This is a genomic window from Pseudarthrobacter adonitolis (assembly GCF_055412845.1).
Genome location: NZ_JBVAYW010000005.1, coordinates 64,278 through 82,224, shown reverse-complemented (window position 1 = coordinate 82,224; position 17,947 = coordinate 64,278). Strand labels below are relative to the sequence as shown.

Genomic DNA, 17,947 nt, shown 5'->3' with positions numbered 1-17,947 from the left:
GCCCTTCCCGGCGGTGCTAGTCTGCGAAGATGTCACCCGATCAGGCCACCATCCCCGTTCTGGACATGAGCGCCGCACGCCAGCCGTACGGCTCCTTCAGCCCGGAATTCATTGATCAGCTGCGGGACGCCGCCCACAACGTGGGCTTCTTCCAAATCACTGGTTACGGCGCCGCCCCCGGCCAGGCCGAGGAGCTGCTGGACCTCATCAAACGCTTCTTCGATCTGCCCCTCGAGGAACGGATGAAGCTGGACAACAGGATTTCACCGCATTTCCGCGGCTACACCCGGATGGGCACCGAAATCACGCAGGGACGGGCCGACGCCCGCGAGCAGATCGACTACTCCCCGGAACGCGAACCAGTTCACAACTACCCGGTCGACCAGCCGTTCTGGCTCCTCCAGGGGCACAACATGTGGCCCGATGAGGCATTACCGGAGCTCAAGCCGGCGGCCATGGCCTGGGCCGACCTGATGTCCAGTGTGGGCATGGAGTTGCTGCGTGGCATCTCCGTTTCTCTGGGGCTGCCCGAGGACCACTTCGACGAGCCCTTCGGCAACGAACCGGCCTGGATGGGCAAGCTGGTGCATTACGTCGGCGGCGTGGTGGAGGCGGCCGGCGACCAGGGCGTGGGCTCCCACGCAGACTACGGTTTTGTCACCCTGCTCCTCCAGGACGAGGTGGGCGGACTCGAAGTCCTGCCGCCTGGGACGAGTGAATGGGCGCCGGTTGAGCCTGTTCCCGGGGCACTCGTGGTGAATTTGGGCGAAATGCTGGAGGTGGCCACGGAAGGTTTCCTTGCCGCCACGATCCACCGGGTTCAGGCGCCGCCACCCGGCGTGGACCGCTACTCAGTTCCGTTCTTCTGGTCGCCGCGGTTGGATGCCGTCATCGATCCGGTGCCCCTGCCTCCCGAGCTCAAAGCCCAGGCGCGTGGCATCTCCGATGATCCGTCCAACCCGATGCTCGCGTCCTTTGGCCTGAATATGCTCAAGGGCCGCATGCGCGCCCATCCCGATGTGACCGAACGCCACTACCCGGAGCTGATGCAGCGCTGAGCCTGCGGGCACCTGCGCGTGCGGGAATCTGCGTCCAGGGAACCAGTCAGAGGTTGTACTTCCACGCCTTCTGCGCGGGGCAAACGTTCATCACCACGTCCAGGCCAGCGGCCTTGGCACGGTCCACTGCCGCTTCGTCGATAACACCCAGCTGCAACCACACGGCCTTGGCGCCCACCGCAATTGCCTGGTCCACCACCGCCCCAACCTTCTGCGAATTCACAAAGCAGTCGACGACGTCGAGGGGTTGCTTGTCAGGGGGAATTTCACCCAGGGTGCGGTACCCGGTTTCGCCGTGGACAGGGTCGCCGGGAAGGTTGACGGGGATGATCTCCATCCCGAGCCGGTCGCGGATAAACAGCGAGGTGTCGTAGGCCGCGCGCCACTCATTGGTGGTCAGGCCCACGATGGCCCACCGCCCTTTGTTTTGCATCAGGCGCTCAATAACGGCTGGATCGTTGACGTGGCCCATGATGCAAGCGTACATCGCCCCCGGAGCGGCCCCTCGTCGAATATTTGACTGACTGGCGGGCATCAATACCGGTGTGAACGAATATTACGTTCCAGAGACCCTATTTGGCGCAGGGCCTGCGGTTCAGCTGTAGTGGCAGCGACCATCCCGAGCGCCGAGAGACCTGGATCGATGAAGCCGCAGCATCCCTGACCAACGCTGTACCCGTTGAAGCGACCATCCTCGGCACACAGCGAAGGGTGCTACCGCCAGGATCGATGGAACACATCTATGACATCAGAAGTATCTTCTGCCACGCCTTTGCCCAAGCTGAGTCCCCCCAGTAAACCCTGTGTAAATTCCCAGGTGGCTCGCAGTTAACGTCGCGAAAATCGCTTCTGAGGACGTTAACTGCCAGTCACTTTGGTCAGCGGACCACAATGGCGGGCCACCCTTTCAGGTGACCCGCCGTCGTCGCACTTTACAGGCTGTTAGTCGTTGATCAGATCGTGGACCACGATTGTCTGGTCCCGGTCCGGGCCGACGCCGATCGCGGAGAAACGCGTGCCGGAGAGCTTTTCGAGGGCCAGCACGTAGTTGCGGGCGTTCTCGGGGAGATCCTCCAGCGTGCGGGCACCGGTGATGTCCTCGGTCCAGCCTTCGAAGTACTCAAAGATGGGCACTGCGTGGTGGAACTCGGTCTGCGTCATGGGCATTTCGTCGTGCCGCACACCGTCAACGTCGTAGGCAACGCAGACCGGGATCTGCTCGATGCCGGTGAGAACATCCAGCTTGGTGACGAAGTAGTCAGTGAAACCGTTCACGCGGGAAGCGTGGCGGGCCAGGACGGCGTCGTACCAGCCGCAGCGGCGCGGACGGCCGGTGTTTACGCCGAACTCGCCACCGGTCTTCTGCAGGTACATTCCCATCTCGTCGAACAGTTCGGTGGGGAACGGTCCGGCGCCAACACGGGTGGTGTAGGCCTTGATGATGCCGATGGAGCGGGAGATCCGGGTGGGGCCGATGCCCGAGCCAACGGACGCGCCGCCGGCCGTGGGGTTGGAGGAGGTCACGAACGGGTAGGTGCCGTGATCCACGTCCAGGAACGTGGCCTGGCCGCCTTCCATAAGCACAACCTTGCCCTCGTCCAGGGCGTTGTTGAGGACCAGCGTGCTGTCGATGACCAACGGGCGCAGGCGCTCGGCAAAGGCCAGGAAGTAGTCCACGATCTCGTCTACCACGATGTCGCGGCGGTTGTAGACCTTGACCAGGAGTTCGTTCTTCTGGCGGAGGGATCCTTCCACCTTCTGGCGGAGGATGGACTCGTCAAAGACGTCCTGGACGCGGATGCCGAGGCGGGCCACCTTGTCCATGTAGGCCGGGCCGATGCCGCGTCCGGTGGTGCCGATGGCGCGGCTGCCGAGGAAGCGCTCAGTGACCTTGTCCAGGACCTGGTGGTAGGGCGCCACGAGGTGCGCGTTGGCGGAGATGCGCAGCTTGGACGTGTCCGCGCCACGGGCTTGCAGGCCTTCGATCTCCTGGAACAGGGCCTCAAGGTTCACCACACAGCCGTTGCCGATGATCGGAATCGCGTTGGGGCTCAAAATGCCGGCCGGAAGGAGCTTAAGCTCATACTTCTCACCGCCTACGACGACGGTGTGCCCGGCATTGTTGCCGCCGTTGGGCTTTACGACGTAGTCAACGCGGCCGCCCAGAAGATCGGTGGCCTTGCCTTTTCCTTCGTCGCCCCACTGGGCTCCTACGATCACGATTGCTGGCATGGGATCCTCCCCCATTCGTTCGGGCCGAACAGGTCAGTCCACCGAGATGGCAGGCCTGCGTAGCGCCGTTCATGAGAATGCCCCGAAGGCCATAGCCTAGCGGGCCGCTACGGCGGCCAACCACGCAAGAGTCCGGGGCTCTTACCACCCAAGTTTAGCCGATCACGGACTTTGTCCACTCAATAGGGCGCCCGTGGCCCTTCGCGCGCAGCGAAGGACCACGGGCAGACTTCCCGCGAAGTACTACTCGTCGTCAGCTTCCTCGCCCGGACGGGACGCCTGGGTGTCCAGGCTGTCCCAGAAGGAGGTGTCGGCGTCGGCAAGTGAACCGTCAGCGATGGCCGCCGCAGTGGCCGTCAGCGTTGTCACCGTCTGCTGGATCAGGTAACCGTTGCTGCGGAGCCCGAGGGCGTAGCCGTCCAGATAGTGGTCAGACATGCCACGCATTTCGAAGAGCAGGGTAGCGATCCCGTACTCCACTGCGATGCCGTTGCGGCTGATGGTCTCGGCGCTGCCGCCCACATACTTGCCCAAGTGGCCCCAGCCGGTGGAGTCAACGTTATTGAAGACCACGGCGCCCAACTGCTTGGACTTTTCCACAACAGCCGGATCGGCGTTGGGCGTAGTGGGGTAGAGGATGGACCCGGAGACCAGTTTTCCGTCGCGTTCACTCCGGGTGCCCTGGTGGTGCAGGTCGATCATGTAGTCGATTTTGTACTTGCGCATGACGTTGTTGTGGAGCCCCCGGGTTTCGGGCTGGATCTTGGCCACATGGTCGCGGTTCAGGTCCACTTCTTCGGCGTTGTACCGCGTCATGTGGCGGTCGCCCTTGGCCAGGTAGTCATCCAGCGGGAAGTTCACATCTCCCATCGCGCCGTCGGCGTTGAGCATGGGAACGATGAGGATGTTCACTCCGTCCAGGATGTCCCCCGACTTCCCGGTCCCCAGGTGTTTCATGAATGCCATGGCACCCTCGGTGGTCAGCTGCTCATTGCCGTGCTGCTGGGTCAGGTACAGGATGGTGGGCTTGGCCGGGTCCGAAATGTACTTCACCAGGTGGATATCGCGGCCCTTGACAGTCTGGCCGATAACCTCCAAATCCATGGCTGGCTGGCGGGCGTCCTGATCCTTCAGGAAGGAGACCAACTCATCATAGGTTGCCAGTTTGGAGGTGGTGACCTGGCCGTTGCCGTCATAGTTGGGGCCTTCGCCGACGGCATTGGCCAACGGTGCCGGCGCGGCGATTGCCGCAAGAACCAGGGCTCCGGACACGGCCACGGTCCTAAAGGTTGCCAGGGTTTTGTTCACGGTACGTTACCTCTTTCGGGTGCATGTAGGGTGCGGCCAGCCGCAACGTCCTTGACTGCTGGCTGTCACAGAAGCCAACCAAGCTAAACGAAAGCTGTCAATCCACTTGACTAGGGTTGCCGTCCTATGCCTTTCATCACGCAATGCCTCCAGACGGGGTCCGCATTTCGCGGGGCTTGCTAAACTGATAGAGATCGACCAGGAATCGGTCCACACCACATTTCAAACCACGCCGGACCGGCGCGCCCATCACGCGCCCATTTTCCGGATTGGCAGCATCGCCGAGCCCCGCAGGAGACATTGCACTATATGACAGCCCTGGCCCCCGAATCCCTCCGTGAACAGCTCCTGAGCCGCCGCTACGAGCCCAACGTTGCCGCCGTCAACGAGCTGTGCGATTCCCTGCAGAGCGTCAAGCCCCACACCGAAGTCCCCTATGTCGACCCCATGCACGACGTGGACGAGTGCCGCATCATCAGCCTCTACTCCAACATCGGCGAAGCTGACCCGTCCGGCTTCATCACCGCCGGCGACGAAGACGCCGCCACCCGCATGCTCGGCATCCAGTGGAAACTGGGCCTGCGCCCCGAGTTCGTGATGCCCTGGAACGTACACCCGTGGCACACCCCCGGCGAGGTCAACGGCAAGTTCACGCCGGACCAGATTTCCGCCGGCCTCAAGCCGCTGCTGAAGTTCCTCGCCGCGGTTCCCCGCGCCTCGGTGATCGTGGCCCACGGCACCGAAGCCAACCGCCTGGCCAACCTGCTGCTGAAGACCGAAGTTCCGCTGCTCTGGCGCCGCGGGCTGAAGACCTACAAGGTCCGCTCCCTCAGCGGCCGCGCCTTCGCCGGGACTCCAGCGCGGCAGGAACAGTACCTCGAGGAGATGCGCGTCGTCTACACNGCACTGGGCTCACGAAGGCCTAACGAACAGAGCATCTCTCAATAGGCTCCACCACCGTAACGACGGCGGGCGGTCACCTTTCTTCTGAAGGGTGACCGCCCGCCGTCGTCAAGGGGGCCTCAGCCGCCGAGGATTCCCTTGCTGAGCGGAGCGAAGCGAGGGAGGCGAGGGAGGCGGTGGGGATCTACTTGCCCTCGATGGCTGCCTTGGCTGCCGGGTCTGAGTCGTTGAGGAACTTCTCGATGCGTTCCGGTTCCTCGGCTTCGCCGATGGCCGCGGACGCGCGGCCCAGCGAGTAGAGCGCACGCAGGAAGCCGCGGTTGGGTTCGTGCTCCCACGGGATGGGACCCACACCACGCCAGCCGTTGCGGCGCAGCGAGTCAAGCCCGCGATGGTAGCCCACGCGCGAGTAGGCGTAGGAATCGATGGTGCGGCCCTCGGACCACGCCTCCTCCGCCAGGACAGCCCACAACAGCGACGAGGTTGGGTGCTTTTCCACCAGGTCCAGGGCTTCGGCGCCGGCCTCGAGCTGCTGGTAGACGTCGGTCTCGGCAGGCAGGAGCGTCGGCTCCGGACCCATCAGGTTCTTGCGGAACTCGTCCGACATGGCTAGAACGTCTTGCCTAGGGAGCCGAGCTGGCGGGCGGCCTCGACGATGCGGGCAGCCATGCCGGCCTCGGCGGAAGCGCCCCAGACGCGGGGATCGTAGGTCTTCTTGTTGCCCATTTCGCCGTCGATCTTCAGGACGCCGTCGTAGTTGGCGAGCATGTGCCCGGCCACCGGACGGGTGAAGGCGTACTGCGTGTCGGTGTCGACGTTCATCTTGATCACGCCGTAGGAGACGGCGTCAGCGATTTCCTGGTCGCTGGAGCCCGAACCGCCGTGGAACACGAGGTCGAACGGGTTCTCCTTGCCGATCTTGGCGCCCACCTCGGCCTGGATCTGCTTGAGCAGCTCCGGGCGCAGCTTCACGCCGCCGGGCTTGTACACGCCGTGGACGTTGCCGAAGGTCAGTGCCGTCATGTAGCGGCCGTTTTCGCCGGTGCCGAGGGCCTCGATGGTGGCCAGGGCGTCTTCGGTGGTGGTGTAAAGCTTCTCGTTGATTTCGTTCTCAACGCCGTCTTCTTCGCCCCCGACGGTGCCGATTTCAACTTCGAGGATCATCTTGGCCGCGGCGGAACGCTCCAGCAGCTCGCGGGCGATGCGTAGGTTGTCTTCGAGGGTCTCGTGCGAGCCGTCCCACATGTGGGAGTTGAAGATCGGGTTCCGACCCGCCTTGACCTCGCCCTCGGAAGCGGCCAGCAGCGGCAGGACGAAGCCATCCAGCTTGTCCTTGGGGCAGTGGTCGGTGTGGAGCGCGATGTTGACGTTATAGTTCTTGGCCACTTCGCGGGCAAAGGCGGCGAAGCCGAGCGAACCGGCAACCATGTCCTTGACGGATGCGCCGGACCAGTATGCCGCGCCACCGGTGGAAACCTGGATGATGCCATCGGACTCAGCCTCGGCGAAACCGCGGATGGCTGCGTTCAGAGTCTGTGACGACGTCACGTTGACCGCCGGGAATGCAAAGCCTCCGGCCTTAGCGCGGTCGATCATCTCGGAGTAGATCTCTGGGGTTGCAATGGGCATGGTGACTCCTATGCTGAGTTTTCGTCTGTGGGTTGTGACCCTGGAGAGTAGACCTCTTACGGCTAGCCACCATCCTAGCCATTTCTGTGCAGGGGCAGTGTTTCGGGTCACGCGGGCCGGTAACACTTACGCTCAACGCCGCACCGAGATGGCACTTCGCGGCAGTGCCGGAGCCCGGGACTGCCGCGAAATGCCATCCCGTGCAGGGAGCTTAGCCGTAGAGCCAGCAGTTGCTCACGGCGGGCCGCTCCGAGAAGCGGCCCTCCAGGAAGATGAACGCCTGCGGGGTGGCGGCGGCATAGCCGCCCACGTGGGTTGCCCCGGCTGTGACATCGAAATAGACAGAGGATCCGGCGGCGCACCAGCGCTTGGCCAGTTGCCTGCCCTGGTCAAAGGGAATCACGTCGTCGAGCATGCTGTGCGAGAGCAGCACGGGGACCCGCGGAGCCCGGCCGTTGCCAATCTTCTGTTCAGCAATGACAGTTTTGAGCTCAGGGAGGTCCAGCAAGGAACTCAGCTTTTGCCCGGATATTGTGAGCCTCGAGGTGTCAAGGAAGCCGCTGGAGGCGATCGACTGCAACGTGCATTCGTTGTCTGTCGCCGCCAGCTTCGCCCGCCCGGTAGGGCTGAGGTAGGGGCTCAGGTCCAGTCCGCCGGCGGCGCTCATGCCTGTCACCGCGTAGAGCAGGAACCCGGTATACAGGCCGCCGTCCAGGTTTCGTCCGACGGCAGGAAGGTCGGCCGGAACCGCCCCCGCGTACGCGCCCTTGAGGTTCAGCTCCGGAGCGTATCGGGGTGCAAGCTCGACGGCGGCTGCCGAGGCGCCGCCGCCCTGCGAGTAGCCGGCCAGCGCCACCGGGCCGCCGGGGACGATCTGCGGGTTACCCAACCGCTGGGCCGCACGGGCGGCGTCGAGGACGGCGTGCGCCTGCGATTCGCGCGCCATGTAGGTGTGGCTGCCGGCCGTTCCGAGGCCCTCATAGTCCGTCACCGCCACCGAGTAGCCCCGCGCCAGCAGCCCGGCGATGAAGATTCCTTCGTATTCCTCGCCGGTGGCCATGGCCCGGGACGGCGCACACTGGTCCCCTTGCCCCTGGGTTCCGGCGGCGTAGCTGACCAGCGGACGCGGGCCGGAGCCGGTCCAGCCGACCGACGGGACGAGGACGGTGCCCGTCACGGCGATAGGCACCCCGGAACTGTTCACCGAGCGGTACATGATGCGCTGCACCGAAGCCTGGGCACGGAGGGTCTTGAGCGGATCGACGTAGAAGGCAGACGGCTCCGTCCGGACGAGGTCGCCGTTGTTGGCCGGAAGTGAGGCAGGGGTGGTGTAGAAGTCGAGCGGGTTGGCCGTCGTCGCCGGCGTTGTGGCAGGTGCCGGAGCGGCGTAGGCCACCGCGCCACTACCGAATGTGAGAACCGCAGCCAGGGCAACGGCCGAACAGACGCGTACAGAAGGATGCTTCATCGAACCTCCAGTCAGTGCCACACTCGACAGTGAGTGTGATCCATGCCACATGTTACTGGCGGGTAACTTTTAGACCTAGGGATTCGCGAAGTTTTAGGATAGTTTCGTCTCGGATTCAGGGCGCCACGCGCCCACGGCGTCGAAATGGCATTTCACGGCAATGTTGTTCGCGAACACTGCCGTGAAATGCCATCTCGGCCGGGGTTCAGAAGTGGCGGGGTTGAAGTGGCAGGGGTCAGACGGGCTGGCTAAAAACGTGCCGGCGGATCCAGGCGTGCATGGCGATCGCGGCGGCGGAAGCGGCGTTGATGGAGCGAGTTGAGCCGAACTGCTCGATGGACAGGGTGGCCAGGGCCGCCTCGTGGACCTCCGGCGTCAGCCCGGGCCCTTCCTGGCCGAACACCAGGACACAATCGCGCGGCAGCTCATACGTCTCCAGGGGCACGGAGTCCGGGAAGATGTCGATCCCGATGATCGCGAGCCCCTCCCCCTGCGCCCAGGCCACAAAGTCCTCCACGGTGGGGTGGTGGCGGACGTGCTGGTAGCGGTCGGTGACCATGGCCCCGCGCCTGTTCCACCGGCGTCGTCCGATGATGTGGACTTCCTTGGCAAGGAACGCGTTGGCGGTGCGCACCACGGTGCCGATGTTGAGGTCGTGCTGCCAGTTTTCGATGGCGATGTGGAAGTTGTGCCGCTTGGAATCGAGGTCCGCCACGATCGCGTCATGCTTCCAGTAGCGATATTGGTCCACCACGTTGCGCCGGTCGCCGTCGGCGAGCAATTCCGGATCCCAGTGGTCACCCTCGGGCCGCTCGCCGTCCCAGGGCCCGACGCCGACTTCCGCCTTGGGCTCCTGCGCCTCCTCCGGCAGTGGAACGGGCAGCGGCGGGGTTTCGGGAAGGTCAGTCACGCTTCAACTCTAGCCCGCGTCAGCCTTCGAGCTTCCAGCGGTTGGCGCGGTACGAGTTGGCAATCTGCTCCAGCAGCTCCGGGTGTTCGTTCCAGTACGTCGAGTGGCCGCTGACGACCCCACCATCTGCGGAGTGCCCCATGGGGTAACGCTGAAAAGGTTCACGGCCTGGATGGTCTCGCCGCGGGCGTTGCGGCACGTAAAGCCGATCACAACGGCCGCCGTCCGGCGGAACTCGCGGATTTCGGGTGTCGTTGTTTCGAAATTGCTGGTGCATTAGCGGCCCACGAGGTGCTGCGGCAGTTCGGTCGCGGGCATAGCGGTGAGCTTTGCCTCTATCTCCTTGATGGCGGCCTGTACCTTCGCGGGTTCCTTACCGTATTTGCCCTCTTCCGACTCGGCGAAGAAGGCGTAGGCCAGGGCGCTGCCGTCCCCGGCCCGCTCCTCGGCGCCCTGCGCTTTTTGCTGCATGGTGCACCGGTGGTCGGGTCGGTGGTGATCCCGAAAGTGTCATCGCCGGTCCAGGATGCGAGGTACTGGAAGGACGACTCCCCCGTGACAAACCGGCTGAAGAGCGGGTCGCCCTCGGCCGGAATACTCGCCGGCCCCTGCAGATCGGCCCAGCCCGGCGGCAGCGGGAAGGCTCCGGCCGGCACATCGTCCGCGGCGGCACCGTCCGATGGCGCCGCGGATTCTTCCGGTGCGGCGCTTTCCTCGGCCGCCCCGGACGTTGCCACGGGAGCTGGGGCGTCTTCGGCCTGCGGTTTGGCGAAGGTGGGGATCACCCAGGCGAACACTGCCACGAGAGCGATTATCACAACGGCGGTAATGATGCCGAGAACGATGAAAAGGTTCTTGTTGCCGTGCGGGGGCTGCGGCGCTGGCGCGCTGTAATTGTTGCTCATGGCGGTCCCTTTCAGGTGCTGGCAGGCATCCTGCGGTTCGCGCTCGGTGCCCGGTGATTTCCGACGTCGGGGACCAGCCGGCGCATGCCGACATCAACAACCACCGCGGATATCCCCCGAGAAGCGCGTGTTGTGGGCAAGAAGAGTGAAAGACTGGACCAGGAATAGGCACATCTCGCGGAGGTTAACGTGGCAGAAGCAGACCAGGTACAGGGTTCACCGGCGGTTTACCGCAGCGGCCAGGAGATCGAATGCTGGCTGACAGACATGGACGGCGTACTCGTCCACGAAAACCATGCCGTCCCAGGGGCCGCCGAACTGATCCAGCGCTGGGTGGACACCTCAAAGCGGTTCCTGGTGCTGACGAACAACTCCATCTTCACGCCCCGCGACCTGGCCGCCCGGCTGCGTGCCTCCGGACTTGAGATCCCCGAGGAGAACATCTGGACCTCGGCGCTGGCCACCGCGCAGTTCCTCAAGGACCAGGTGCGGGGTTCCGGTTCCGGAAACCGCGCCTACACCATCGGCGAAGCCGGACTGACGACGGCACTGCACGAGGCGGGCTTTATCCTCACCGACCAGGACCCGGATTTTGTGGTTCTCGGCGAAACCAGGACGTACTCGTTCGAGGCCATCACCATGGCCATCCGGCTGATCCTGGCCGGAGCCCGCTTCATTGCCACCAACCCTGACGCCACCGGCCCGTCCAAGGATGGCCCCATGCCCGCCACCGGGGCTATCGCGGCCCTGATCACGAAGGCCACCGGCCGCGAGCCCTACATCGTGGGCAAGCCAAATCCCATGATGTTCCGGTCGGCCATGAACCAGATCGACGCACATTCAGAGACCACTGCCATGATCGGCGACCGGATGGACACGGACATCGTCGCGGGCATGGAAGCCGGACTGCATACGGTCCTGGTTCTGACCGGCATCACCCAGCGTGAAGACATCGCGTCCTACCCGTTCCGGCCGAACCAGGTCCTGAACTCCGTGGCAGACCTGAAAAGCCAGATTTAAAAGACCGTCACCTTCGAGCCGCCGCGGGGCAGCGGGAAAAAGTCGTCCATCAGCCGCTCCACGATGGGCCGGTAGATGAGCGGATTCCAGCCCGGGCTCGCGTGCACCGGCAGGGCCCCGTCCGTTTGCAGGTCCATGGAGACCATGTGGGGGTTGAACGCTGCCGACCACGCGTCCTTGGCCGTCTGGTACCGGACCGTGCGGTCTTTCGGGTTGCCGATGTACGCCATCCGTGTGCCGCCGAGCTTGTCCACAAACCGGTTTCCGTCGAAGTGGTAGATGTATGCCGACTCGGACTGGATGAGCACACTGGACGGGGCGATCGGGGACAGCTGCTCCATGGTCTGGTCCAGGATCTGCCGCCAGGTCCGCTCGTCCTTGTGGATGACGCGTTCCCCCAGTTCGTAGCTACCGCGGACCACGGACGGGACCCGGAAGCCGCTCTCGTACAGGAAGACGACGCCGTCGAACCAGCTCTCGTCCAGCACGTCGCTCCGGCTATAGGGGCTGGAGTCCAGCAGGATGAAATCCACCTCCACACCGTGGAATTCCCTTAGCCGCGCGGCCACCTGGGTGGCCACCATGCCGCCGAAGCTGTGGCCGTAGAAGAAGAGCTTGGTGAGCTTTTTCGCTCGGACGTGTTCGATGACGGCGATCACCAGCTCGTCGATGTCCAGTCCCTGGTTGGAATATCCGACGGCGGCGAGTTGGCCGCGCTTGTTCAGCGCACCACGCATGGCGTTCAGGATCCAGAGCGCCTCTTCCCAGCTGGTCTTGTAGCCGGGGAAGAGGAACCAGCTGGCGTTCGGGTAGTAGGCGTCGGCGAAGTCGTCCGCGACCTGCAGGATCCTGTTGACCCGCCGCTCCGCCTGGACGCGGCGGGTAACCAGCATGTCTGCTGCCAGCAGGGCCGAGGCTCCCGTGCCGGCCAGGAACCCGCGGCGCGAAAACCGCTTGAGTGCGGCGGCATCGGCCAGCAGCCGGGCTTGATGAGCTCCAGGCTGTTCAGGCTGTTCCTGTGGATCTACTTCCTCCCTGTACGGCACACCTCTACCGTAGCCACAGGAGAAGCCACTCCCGCAACCGGACTGCCCGCATCCCGCCCACTCGCCGGACGCGGACGCGTCTGCTAATCGAGTCCCAGCTCGTCCTTGCCGAAGGCGAACAGGTACGGGACGCCGGTCTCGGCTTCGATCTTTTCCTTGGCGCCGGTGTCCCGGTCCACAATAACGGCCACGGCCACGACGTTGCCGCCGGCCTTCCGGACACCCTCAACAGCGGTGAGGGCGGAGCCGCCGGTGGTGGATGTATCTTCCAACACCAGGACCTTCCGGCCCTCAACCGACGGACCTTCAACCTGGCGGCCCATGCCGTAAGACTTCTGCGCCTTGCGGACCACAAAAGCGTCCACGGTGCGGCCGGCGTCGACTGCAGCGTGCATCACAGCGGTGCCCACGGGGTCAGCACCCATGGTCAGGCCACCGGCGCACTCAAAGTCGATCCCGGCGTCGTCCGTCAGTGCCAGCATGACCTGGCCCACCAGCTTGGAGGCCTCATGGTGCAGCGTGATGCGGCGCAGGTCAATGTAGTAGTCGGCCTCGGCCCCGCTGGACAGGATCACCTTTCCGCGGACCACGGCAAGTTCCTTGATCAGTTCCAGCAGGCGGGCACGTGCGGCTGTGTTGGAAGCGGCATCAGGGGTGGCAGTCATGGTCTCCAGTTTACTGGCTCCTTCGCTGCGGAAATGGCCCCGTGACGCAGAAATGGACTGGCGCTACGCGTATCCGCGTAGCGCCAGTCCATGTGCGAGTCGTCAGTCTAAATCCGCAGCGATAACCCTAGAGCCGGGTGTCGAAGGAATCGCAGAAGACATTCTCGTTGAACGTCCCCTGAAACTCAGACTTGCCCATGATCTTCGCGATGGTGGCCCGGATGGCCTCCACCGACCCCGCGTGGGCGTGGATGGCGGTCTTGACCATCGGCACGTCGATGGGGTGGTTGGGCTGGTTCAGCGACACAAACACCGTGGGAACCTCGGTGACGTACCACGGGATCTCCGCAGCCATCGGGGTGGACCACTTGATCCGGATGGCCGCTTCCTGGGCGAAGCCCTTGACGTTGGCGAAAACAAACGCCGCGTCATACTTGTCCGCGTAGTCGCCGGTGGCTTCCTCGGAGATGACGGACATGAAGTTAATGCCCGTCTCGCCCGCGGCTTCGCGCTGGTCGGCAGTCTTGAACAGGTACACCTCGAAGCCGGCTATTTCCAGCTCGCCCTTGACCGTGTCCAGGTACGCCAGCGGGTCCGCCCGGGTGAAGTCAAGCCGCCGGAAATCCCGTACAGGCGGATCCGCCTGTGCGTCTGCGGCCGGATGGGCAGGTTGTTCGCGGTGTCCTTGACCAGGGTGACGGTCTTGTCGGCGATCTCCGCGGCGACGGCGCGGTGCTCCGCGCTGCCGATCTTCGCCAGGGCTTCCACCGGAGGAACCAGTTCGTTGCGTGCCTTGAAGTGCAGCCCCAACGAGGCCTTGAGGGCCAGGATGCGGCGCAGGGCGTCATGCAGGCGCTGCTCGGTAATGACGCCGGACTTGTAGCCATCCAGCATGTACTGGAAGTCTTCGTCGGCGTTGCGGAAGAACAGGAACATGTCGCAACCGGCGGCAATGGTCGCAGGAACCAGGTCCTTGCGCTTCATGGCCTGGGTGAGCCCGATCATCTGCGAGGCGTCCGTGAGGATCAGCCCGTTGAAGCCGAGTTCGCCACGCAGCAGGTCCTGGAGCAGTTCCGGGGCCAAAGTGGCTGGCCGGATCTCCTTGTCCGCCAGGCCCGGGCGGAAGTGCCGGGAAAGCTCCGGCGCACCGATGTGCCCGATCATGATCGACTGCACGCCGTGCCCGATCATTTCGCGGTACACGTGGCCGTACGTCTTGTTCCACTCGTCGTAGCCAAGAGTGTTGTAGGACGTGACCACGTGCTGGTCCCGCTCGTCCATGCCGTCGCCCGGGAAGTGCTTCATGGCGCAGGCAGTGGGTGATTCACTGATCCCGTCGAAGTATTCCTTGGCCCGCTCCACCACGATCTCCGGCGTGTTGCCGAAGGCCCGGGTGGAGATAACCGTGTTCCGCCAGTTGTAGTGGATGTCCACGATCGGGGCGAAGGCCCAGTTGCAGCCCAAGGCTGCGGTCTCAACGCCGGCAACCTGCCCCATCCGGCGTGCGATGGACTTGTCCGGGTGCGAACTCACTCAGGAGGTTACGCGCTGCGGGAACTTGCCCTCTTCGGAGATGCGCTTGTTGAGCTCCGCGAGGACTCGTTCTCGTCGTAGTCCAGTCCAACTTCCTTGCCGGTCCAGGCGGAGAGATGGATGGCGTTGGCATGGCGGACTCCGTTGATGCCGTCCGAGCCCGGAGCCAGCAGCGGCGTGCCGTCAAGGATGTTGGCGGCGAAGTTCTCCAGGACACCGGCGTGCTGCGCACCCCAGACGGACTCGAATTCGATGACCTGCGTGGTGTAGTACTCCTCCGGATTCAGCTCGCCCATAAAGAGCTTGCGGACATCGTCCATGCCCATACCGCGCTCAACCCGCTGGCGGGCGGTGGCAGCCGCAGCCGCTCTCTGATGCCTACGCATCTCACAGTGCCCGGTTCAACTGGAGCGGCACCGAGAATGCTGTAGCTCCTGGGCCCCAAGTGTCAGTTCGCGCTGGGGTGCCCAAGTGTCCGTTCGCGCTGAGCCGTGCGTCGATCGTGGACACAATTGAGCGTTGTTGACAGCGCTGACTAGGCTGGATCACATGCGCGAACTCCAGGCCACCATCATCGAAGAAATGGGCGTGCAGCCCCGGATCGACCCCGTCGGGGAGGTGCGCAAGCGGGTGGATTTCCTCAAGGAATACCTCCGGGCTACCCACACGAAAGGCTTTGTCTTGGGCATCTCGGGCGGGCTGGATTCCTCCCTCGCCGGCAGGCTGGCCCAGCTGGCCGTGGACGAGCTTGAGGCCGAAGGTGTGGAGGCCAACTTCGTCGCGGTCCGCCTGCCGTACGGCGTCCAGCACGACGAAGACGACGCCCAGGCCGCTCTGGACTTCATCCAGGCCAAGACGGAATGGATCTTCAACATCTCCGCCGCCGTGGATGGCTTCGAGGACGAATTCGAGAAGACGGTGGGCTCGGAGATCTCCGATTTCCACAAGGGAAACACCAAGGCCCGCACGCGGATGATCGCCCAATACGCGCTGGCCGGGGAACACAACTACCTGGTGATCGGCACCGACCACGGCGCAGAGTCCGTCACGGGGTTCTTCACAAAATTCGGCGACGGCGGCGCGGACATCCTGCCGCTGTTCGGCCTCAACAAGCGCCAGAACCGCGAACTGCTGGCCGAACTGGGCGCCCCTGCCCGGGTCTGGGAAAAAGTACCCACCGCCGACCTCCTGGACGGCAAGCCGGGCCGCACGGACGAGGACGAACTGGGCCTCAGCTACGACCAGATCGACGACTACCTCGAGGGCCGCGAAATTCCTGAAGCGGCCGCTGAGCTGATCGAACAGAAGTACCTCCGCACACGTCACAAGCGCACCGTGCCGGTCACCATCTTCGATACGTGGTGGAAATAGGCCGAGCCGAGGGACGCCGGGTCGGGCTGTCAGCCGAACCGGGGCGCTTCGAACCCCGCCTGGACCGATCCCGCCCGAAATACCGGCGTGTCCGTGTCAAAGTGCCCCACAACGGGGTCAGCCAGACGCCGCCGAGCAGCTCAGGCGGCGCCCGGCGAACGGGTCAGCAGCGTGGTGATCCGGTGGGCTTCCTCCATCAGCAGCTTGCCGAGGAACTCCTGCCGTTCCGGCCGGAACCGGGGTTCGATGCCGGTGAGTGAAAGCGCGCCGACCGGCCTGCCCAGCTGGTCGAACACGGCCGCTCCCATTCCCCAGCTACCCTCAAGCACCAGGCCGGGATTCACTGCGAATCCATGCAGCCGGGTCCTTTCCAGGTTCCCGCGGACCACGTCCACGCCGTGGCCTGTTGCAAAGCCGCTGGCGTGCTGGTCCCAGCCGGACAGGATAGTGTCCTGTTCCTCGTCCGGGAGGAACGCCATGATGGCGGTCCCGGCCGAGGCCACACCCAGCGGAAAGCGGACTCCCTCATGCAGCACGAAGGAGCGTACCGGAAAGCTGCCCTCTTCCCGCAGCACGCAGACCGTCTCCTGGCCCCTGCGTATAGAGTAGAAGGCGCTCTCGCCGGTCTCCTCCGCCAGCCGGCGAAGGCTTGGCCGCGCCAGGTCCTCGAACGGGAAGCGGGCCGCCGCCACTGATCCCAGCAGGAAAATCTCCGGACCCAGTATCCAGTTTCCGCTGCGGGCATCGTGGTCCAAGAGGCCCTCCGCGGCAAGGGCGGCCAGGAGCCGGTGGACAGTGGGACGCGTCAGCCCGGACTCCCGGACCAGGCCGGAAATCGAGCTGCCCTCCGGCTTCCGGCCGACAAGCCGGAGCAGTGACGCCACGCGGCCCACCACCTGCGCCCCTTGGACTGGATTTGTCATTCAGCTCACCCACTCTCAAGTATCCTCCACAATGTGGACATCTTAAAGCCTAGCGTCCACGCTGTGAAATATGTGCCTTGCTGGGTGGATTGCGCCGTTGACCAGCTTTCGCGAGCGCCCTAGGCTCCTTCTTCAGGCCCAATGTCCACAAAGTGGATAACCCGAATGGCTCTGCACGCTCGATGACGAGGAGACGGAATGTCCAAACTGAAATCCAACGCCGCCGCTACCCTGGCGGAAGTGCTCCGCGATGGCATGACGCTCGCCGTCGGCGGATTTGGCCTGAGCGGCATCCCGGCTGACCTCATCGAGGCAGTGCGTGATTCCGGTGTGCGCGACCTGACAGTGGTGTCCAACAATATGGGCGTGGACGGCAAGGGCCTGGGCGTGCTGATCGAAGCCGGCCAGGTCCGCAAGGTCATCGCCTCCTATGTCGGCGAGAACAAACTCTTCGCCGAGCAGTACCTCGCGGGCCTGCTCGAGGTTGAGTTCACCCCGCAGGGCACCCTGGCCGAGCGCCTCCGCGCCGGTGGCGCCGGTATCCCCGCCTTCTATACCAAGACCGGCGTGGGAACACTGGTCGCGCAAGGCAAGCCGCTGGCAGAGTTCGACGGCGGAACGTACGTCCAGGAGCGCGCCATCCGCGCCGACGTCGCACTGGTCCACGCGCATACCGCGGACACGGACGGGAACCTGATCTACCGCTACACGGCCCGGAACTTCAACCCCGTGGTGGCCACCGCCGGCCTGGTGACCATCGCCGAAGCCGAAGTCATCGTGGAGCGGGGCGCACTGGATCCGAACCACATCGTCACCCCGGGCGTGTACGTCCAGCACCTGGTCAAGGCGAGCGGTCGGGTCAAGGACATCGAACAGCGCACCGTCCGCCCGCGCGCCGCGGTAACAGCCCCCGCCTGAACGCCTACCCGGCCTGCCGCCACCCCCCAGCGCGAACGAACGAACACTTAAGCCCCAC

At 64.4% G+C, this 17,947-nt stretch carries 20 protein-coding genes; 5 read left to right on the top strand and 15 right to left on the bottom strand.

Translation table 11 applies throughout. The features are described 5' to 3' along the window. Nucleotides 1–29 precede the first annotated feature (29 nt). Complete coding sequence (locus ACZYZ4_RS07680) at nt 30–1,058, top strand: isopenicillin N synthase family dioxygenase (protein WP_463859626.1); 1,029 nt, start codon at nt 30–32, stop codon at nt 1,056–1,058. 46 nt (nt 1,059–1,104) lie between these two features. On the opposite strand, the gene ACZYZ4_RS07675 is transcribed toward ACZYZ4_RS07680, so the two are convergent. The 3 genes from ACZYZ4_RS07675 to ACZYZ4_RS07665 all read right to left on the bottom strand — a co-directional run bounded on the left by ACZYZ4_RS07675 (nt 1,105) and on the right by ACZYZ4_RS07665 (nt 4,598). Beyond that, nucleotides 1,105–1,530 carry a CoA-binding protein gene (locus tag ACZYZ4_RS07675; RefSeq protein ID WP_463859624.1) on the bottom strand — a complete coding sequence of 142 codons (426 nt, stop codon included), beginning with the start codon at nt 1,528–1,530 and terminating at the stop codon, nt 1,105–1,107. A 470-nt stretch (nt 1,531–2,000) separates the two neighbouring features. After that, entirely contained in the window at nt 2,001–3,290 is a 1,290-nt protein-coding gene (locus tag ACZYZ4_RS07670; RefSeq protein ID WP_058932815.1) for an adenylosuccinate synthase, read from the bottom strand. Nucleotides 3,291–3,533: 243 nt separating this feature from the next. Next, nucleotides 3,534–4,598: a M14 family zinc carboxypeptidase gene (locus ACZYZ4_RS07665; RefSeq protein ID WP_463859622.1), complete on the bottom strand. Its 1,065-nt coding sequence runs from the start codon at nt 4,596–4,598 to the stop codon at nt 3,534–3,536. A gap of 309 nt (nt 4,599–4,907) precedes the next feature. Between ACZYZ4_RS07665 and ACZYZ4_RS07660 the strand changes: the two genes are divergently transcribed. Continuing rightward, nucleotides 4,908–5,546, top strand: a complete 639-nt coding sequence (locus ACZYZ4_RS07660; RefSeq protein ID WP_463859620.1) for a uracil-DNA glycosylase family protein — start codon at nt 4,908–4,910, stop codon at nt 5,544–5,546. Nucleotides 5,547–5,685: 139 nt separating this feature from the next. Here the strand turns inward: ACZYZ4_RS07660 and ACZYZ4_RS07655 are convergent, their stop codons facing one another. The 6 genes from ACZYZ4_RS07655 to ACZYZ4_RS07630 all read right to left on the bottom strand — a co-directional run bounded on the left by ACZYZ4_RS07655 (nt 5,686) and on the right by ACZYZ4_RS07630 (nt 9,979). Next, nucleotides 5,686–6,108: a DUF3151 domain-containing protein gene (locus tag ACZYZ4_RS07655; RefSeq protein ID WP_463859618.1), complete on the bottom strand. Its 423-nt coding sequence runs from the start codon at nt 6,106–6,108 to the stop codon at nt 5,686–5,688. A gap of 2 nt (nt 6,109–6,110) precedes the next feature. After that, entirely contained in the window at nt 6,111–7,130 is a 1,020-nt protein-coding gene (gene fbaA, locus ACZYZ4_RS07650; protein WP_463859616.1) for a class II fructose-bisphosphate aldolase, read from the bottom strand. A gap of 211 nt (nt 7,131–7,341) precedes the next feature. Next, on the bottom strand, nt 7,342–8,598 hold the full coding sequence (locus ACZYZ4_RS07645; RefSeq protein ID WP_463859614.1) for a lipase family protein: 1,257 nt from the start codon (nt 8,596–8,598) through the stop codon (nt 7,342–7,344). Nucleotides 8,599–8,833: 235 nt separating this feature from the next. After that, nucleotides 8,834–9,508 (bottom strand): TrmH family RNA methyltransferase, encoded by a 675-nt coding sequence (locus tag ACZYZ4_RS07640; protein ID WP_463859612.1) that lies wholly within the window; start codon nt 9,506–9,508, stop codon nt 8,834–8,836. Nucleotides 9,509–9,527: 19 nt separating this feature from the next. Next, nucleotides 9,528–9,650 (bottom strand): hypothetical protein, encoded by a 123-nt coding sequence (locus tag ACZYZ4_RS07635; RefSeq protein WP_463859610.1) that lies wholly within the window; start codon nt 9,648–9,650, stop codon nt 9,528–9,530. Nucleotides 9,651–9,784: 134 nt separating this feature from the next. After that, on the bottom strand, nt 9,785–9,979 hold the full coding sequence (locus ACZYZ4_RS07630; RefSeq protein WP_463859608.1) for a hypothetical protein: 195 nt from the start codon (nt 9,977–9,979) through the stop codon (nt 9,785–9,787). Between the two features lie 623 nt (nt 9,980–10,602). Here ACZYZ4_RS07630 and ACZYZ4_RS07625 point away from each other — a divergent pair. Then, complete coding sequence (locus tag ACZYZ4_RS07625; RefSeq protein ID WP_463859606.1) at nt 10,603–11,433, top strand: HAD-IIA family hydrolase; 831 nt, start codon at nt 10,603–10,605, stop codon at nt 11,431–11,433. On the opposite strand, the gene ACZYZ4_RS07620 is transcribed toward ACZYZ4_RS07625, so the two are convergent. The 5 genes from ACZYZ4_RS07620 to ACZYZ4_RS07600 form a co-directional block, all read right to left on the bottom strand. Beyond that, the gene (locus ACZYZ4_RS07620) at nt 11,430–12,479 is read right to left on the bottom strand and encodes an alpha/beta fold hydrolase (protein WP_463859604.1); all 1,050 of its coding nucleotides are present in this window, start codon (nt 12,477–12,479) and stop codon (nt 11,430–11,432) included. The genes ACZYZ4_RS07625 and ACZYZ4_RS07620 overlap by 4 nt on opposite strands. A gap of 83 nt (nt 12,480–12,562) precedes the next feature. Further along, entirely contained in the window at nt 12,563–13,144 is a 582-nt protein-coding gene (gene pyrE, locus ACZYZ4_RS07615; RefSeq protein ID WP_463859602.1) for an orotate phosphoribosyltransferase, read from the bottom strand. Between the two features lie 127 nt (nt 13,145–13,271). Further along, nucleotides 13,272–13,682 carry a hypothetical protein gene (locus ACZYZ4_RS07610; protein ID WP_463859600.1) on the bottom strand — a complete coding sequence of 137 codons (411 nt, stop codon included), beginning with the start codon at nt 13,680–13,682 and terminating at the stop codon, nt 13,272–13,274. 11 nt (nt 13,683–13,693) lie between these two features. Then, nucleotides 13,694–14,677: a glycoside hydrolase family 3 protein gene (locus ACZYZ4_RS07605; protein ID WP_463859598.1), complete on the bottom strand. Its 984-nt coding sequence runs from the start codon at nt 14,675–14,677 to the stop codon at nt 13,694–13,696. A gap of 8 nt (nt 14,678–14,685) precedes the next feature. Continuing rightward, nucleotides 14,686–15,063 carry a Gfo/Idh/MocA family oxidoreductase gene (locus ACZYZ4_RS07600; protein WP_463859597.1) on the bottom strand — a complete coding sequence of 126 codons (378 nt, stop codon included), beginning with the start codon at nt 15,061–15,063 and terminating at the stop codon, nt 14,686–14,688. Between the two features lie 163 nt (nt 15,064–15,226). On the opposite strand from ACZYZ4_RS07600, the gene nadE reads away from it, so the two are divergent. Then, nucleotides 15,227–16,048, top strand: a complete 822-nt coding sequence (nadE, locus tag ACZYZ4_RS07595; protein ID WP_463859595.1) for an NAD(+) synthase — start codon at nt 15,227–15,229, stop codon at nt 16,046–16,048. Nucleotides 16,049–16,188: 140 nt separating this feature from the next. Here the strand turns inward: nadE and ACZYZ4_RS07590 are convergent, their stop codons facing one another. Beyond that, complete coding sequence (locus tag ACZYZ4_RS07590) at nt 16,189–16,971, bottom strand: IclR family transcriptional regulator (protein WP_463859594.1); 783 nt, start codon at nt 16,969–16,971, stop codon at nt 16,189–16,191. Between the two features lie 198 nt (nt 16,972–17,169). Between ACZYZ4_RS07590 and ACZYZ4_RS07585 the strand changes: the two genes are divergently transcribed. After that, the gene (locus tag ACZYZ4_RS07585) at nt 17,170–17,889 is read left to right on the top strand and encodes a CoA transferase subunit A (RefSeq protein WP_463859592.1); all 720 of its coding nucleotides are present in this window, start codon (nt 17,170–17,172) and stop codon (nt 17,887–17,889) included. The last annotated feature ends 58 nt before the right edge of the window (nt 17,890–17,947 follow it).

Bases quoted from the DNA above. Each gene is read 5' to 3' on its own strand.
- ACZYZ4_RS07680 (WP_463859626.1), top strand. From the start codon at position 30: ATGTCACCCGATCAGGCCACCATCCCCGTTCTGGACATGAGCGCCGCA.
- ACZYZ4_RS07675 (WP_463859624.1), bottom strand. From the start codon at position 1,530: ATGGGCCACGTCAACGATCCAGCCGTTATTGAGCGCCTGATGCAAAAC.
- ACZYZ4_RS07670 (WP_058932815.1), bottom strand. From the start codon at position 3,290: ATGCCAGCAATCGTGATCGTAGGAGCCCAGTGGGGCGACGAAGGAAAA.
- ACZYZ4_RS07655 (WP_463859618.1), bottom strand. From the start codon at position 6,108: ATGTCGGACGAGTTCCGCAAGAACCTGATGGGTCCGGAGCCGACGCTC.
- fbaA (WP_463859616.1), bottom strand. From the start codon at position 7,130: ATGCCCATTGCAACCCCAGAGATCTACTCCGAGATGATCGACCGCGCT.
- ACZYZ4_RS07645 (WP_463859614.1), bottom strand. From the start codon at position 8,598: ATGAAGCATCCTTCTGTACGCGTCTGTTCGGCCGTTGCCCTGGCTGCG.
- ACZYZ4_RS07635 (WP_463859610.1), bottom strand. From the start codon at position 9,650: ATGGGGCACTCCGCAGATGGTGGGGTCGTCAGCGGCCACTCGACGTAC.
- ACZYZ4_RS07630 (WP_463859608.1), bottom strand. From the start codon at position 9,979: ATGCAGCAAAAAGCGCAGGGCGCCGAGGAGCGGGCCGGGGACGGCAGC.
- pyrE (WP_463859602.1), bottom strand. From the start codon at position 13,144: ATGACTGCCACCCCTGATGCCGCTTCCAACACAGCCGCACGTGCCCGC.
- ACZYZ4_RS07600 (WP_463859597.1), bottom strand. From the start codon at position 15,063: ATGCGTAGGCATCAGAGAGCGGCTGCGGCTGCCACCGCCCGCCAGCGG.
- nadE (WP_463859595.1), top strand. From the start codon at position 15,227: ATGCGCGAACTCCAGGCCACCATCATCGAAGAAATGGGCGTGCAGCCC.
- ACZYZ4_RS07590 (WP_463859594.1), bottom strand. From the start codon at position 16,971: ATGACAAATCCAGTCCAAGGGGCGCAGGTGGTGGGCCGCGTGGCGTCA.
- ACZYZ4_RS07585 (WP_463859592.1), top strand. From the start codon at position 17,170: ATGTCCAAACTGAAATCCAACGCCGCCGCTACCCTGGCGGAAGTGCTC.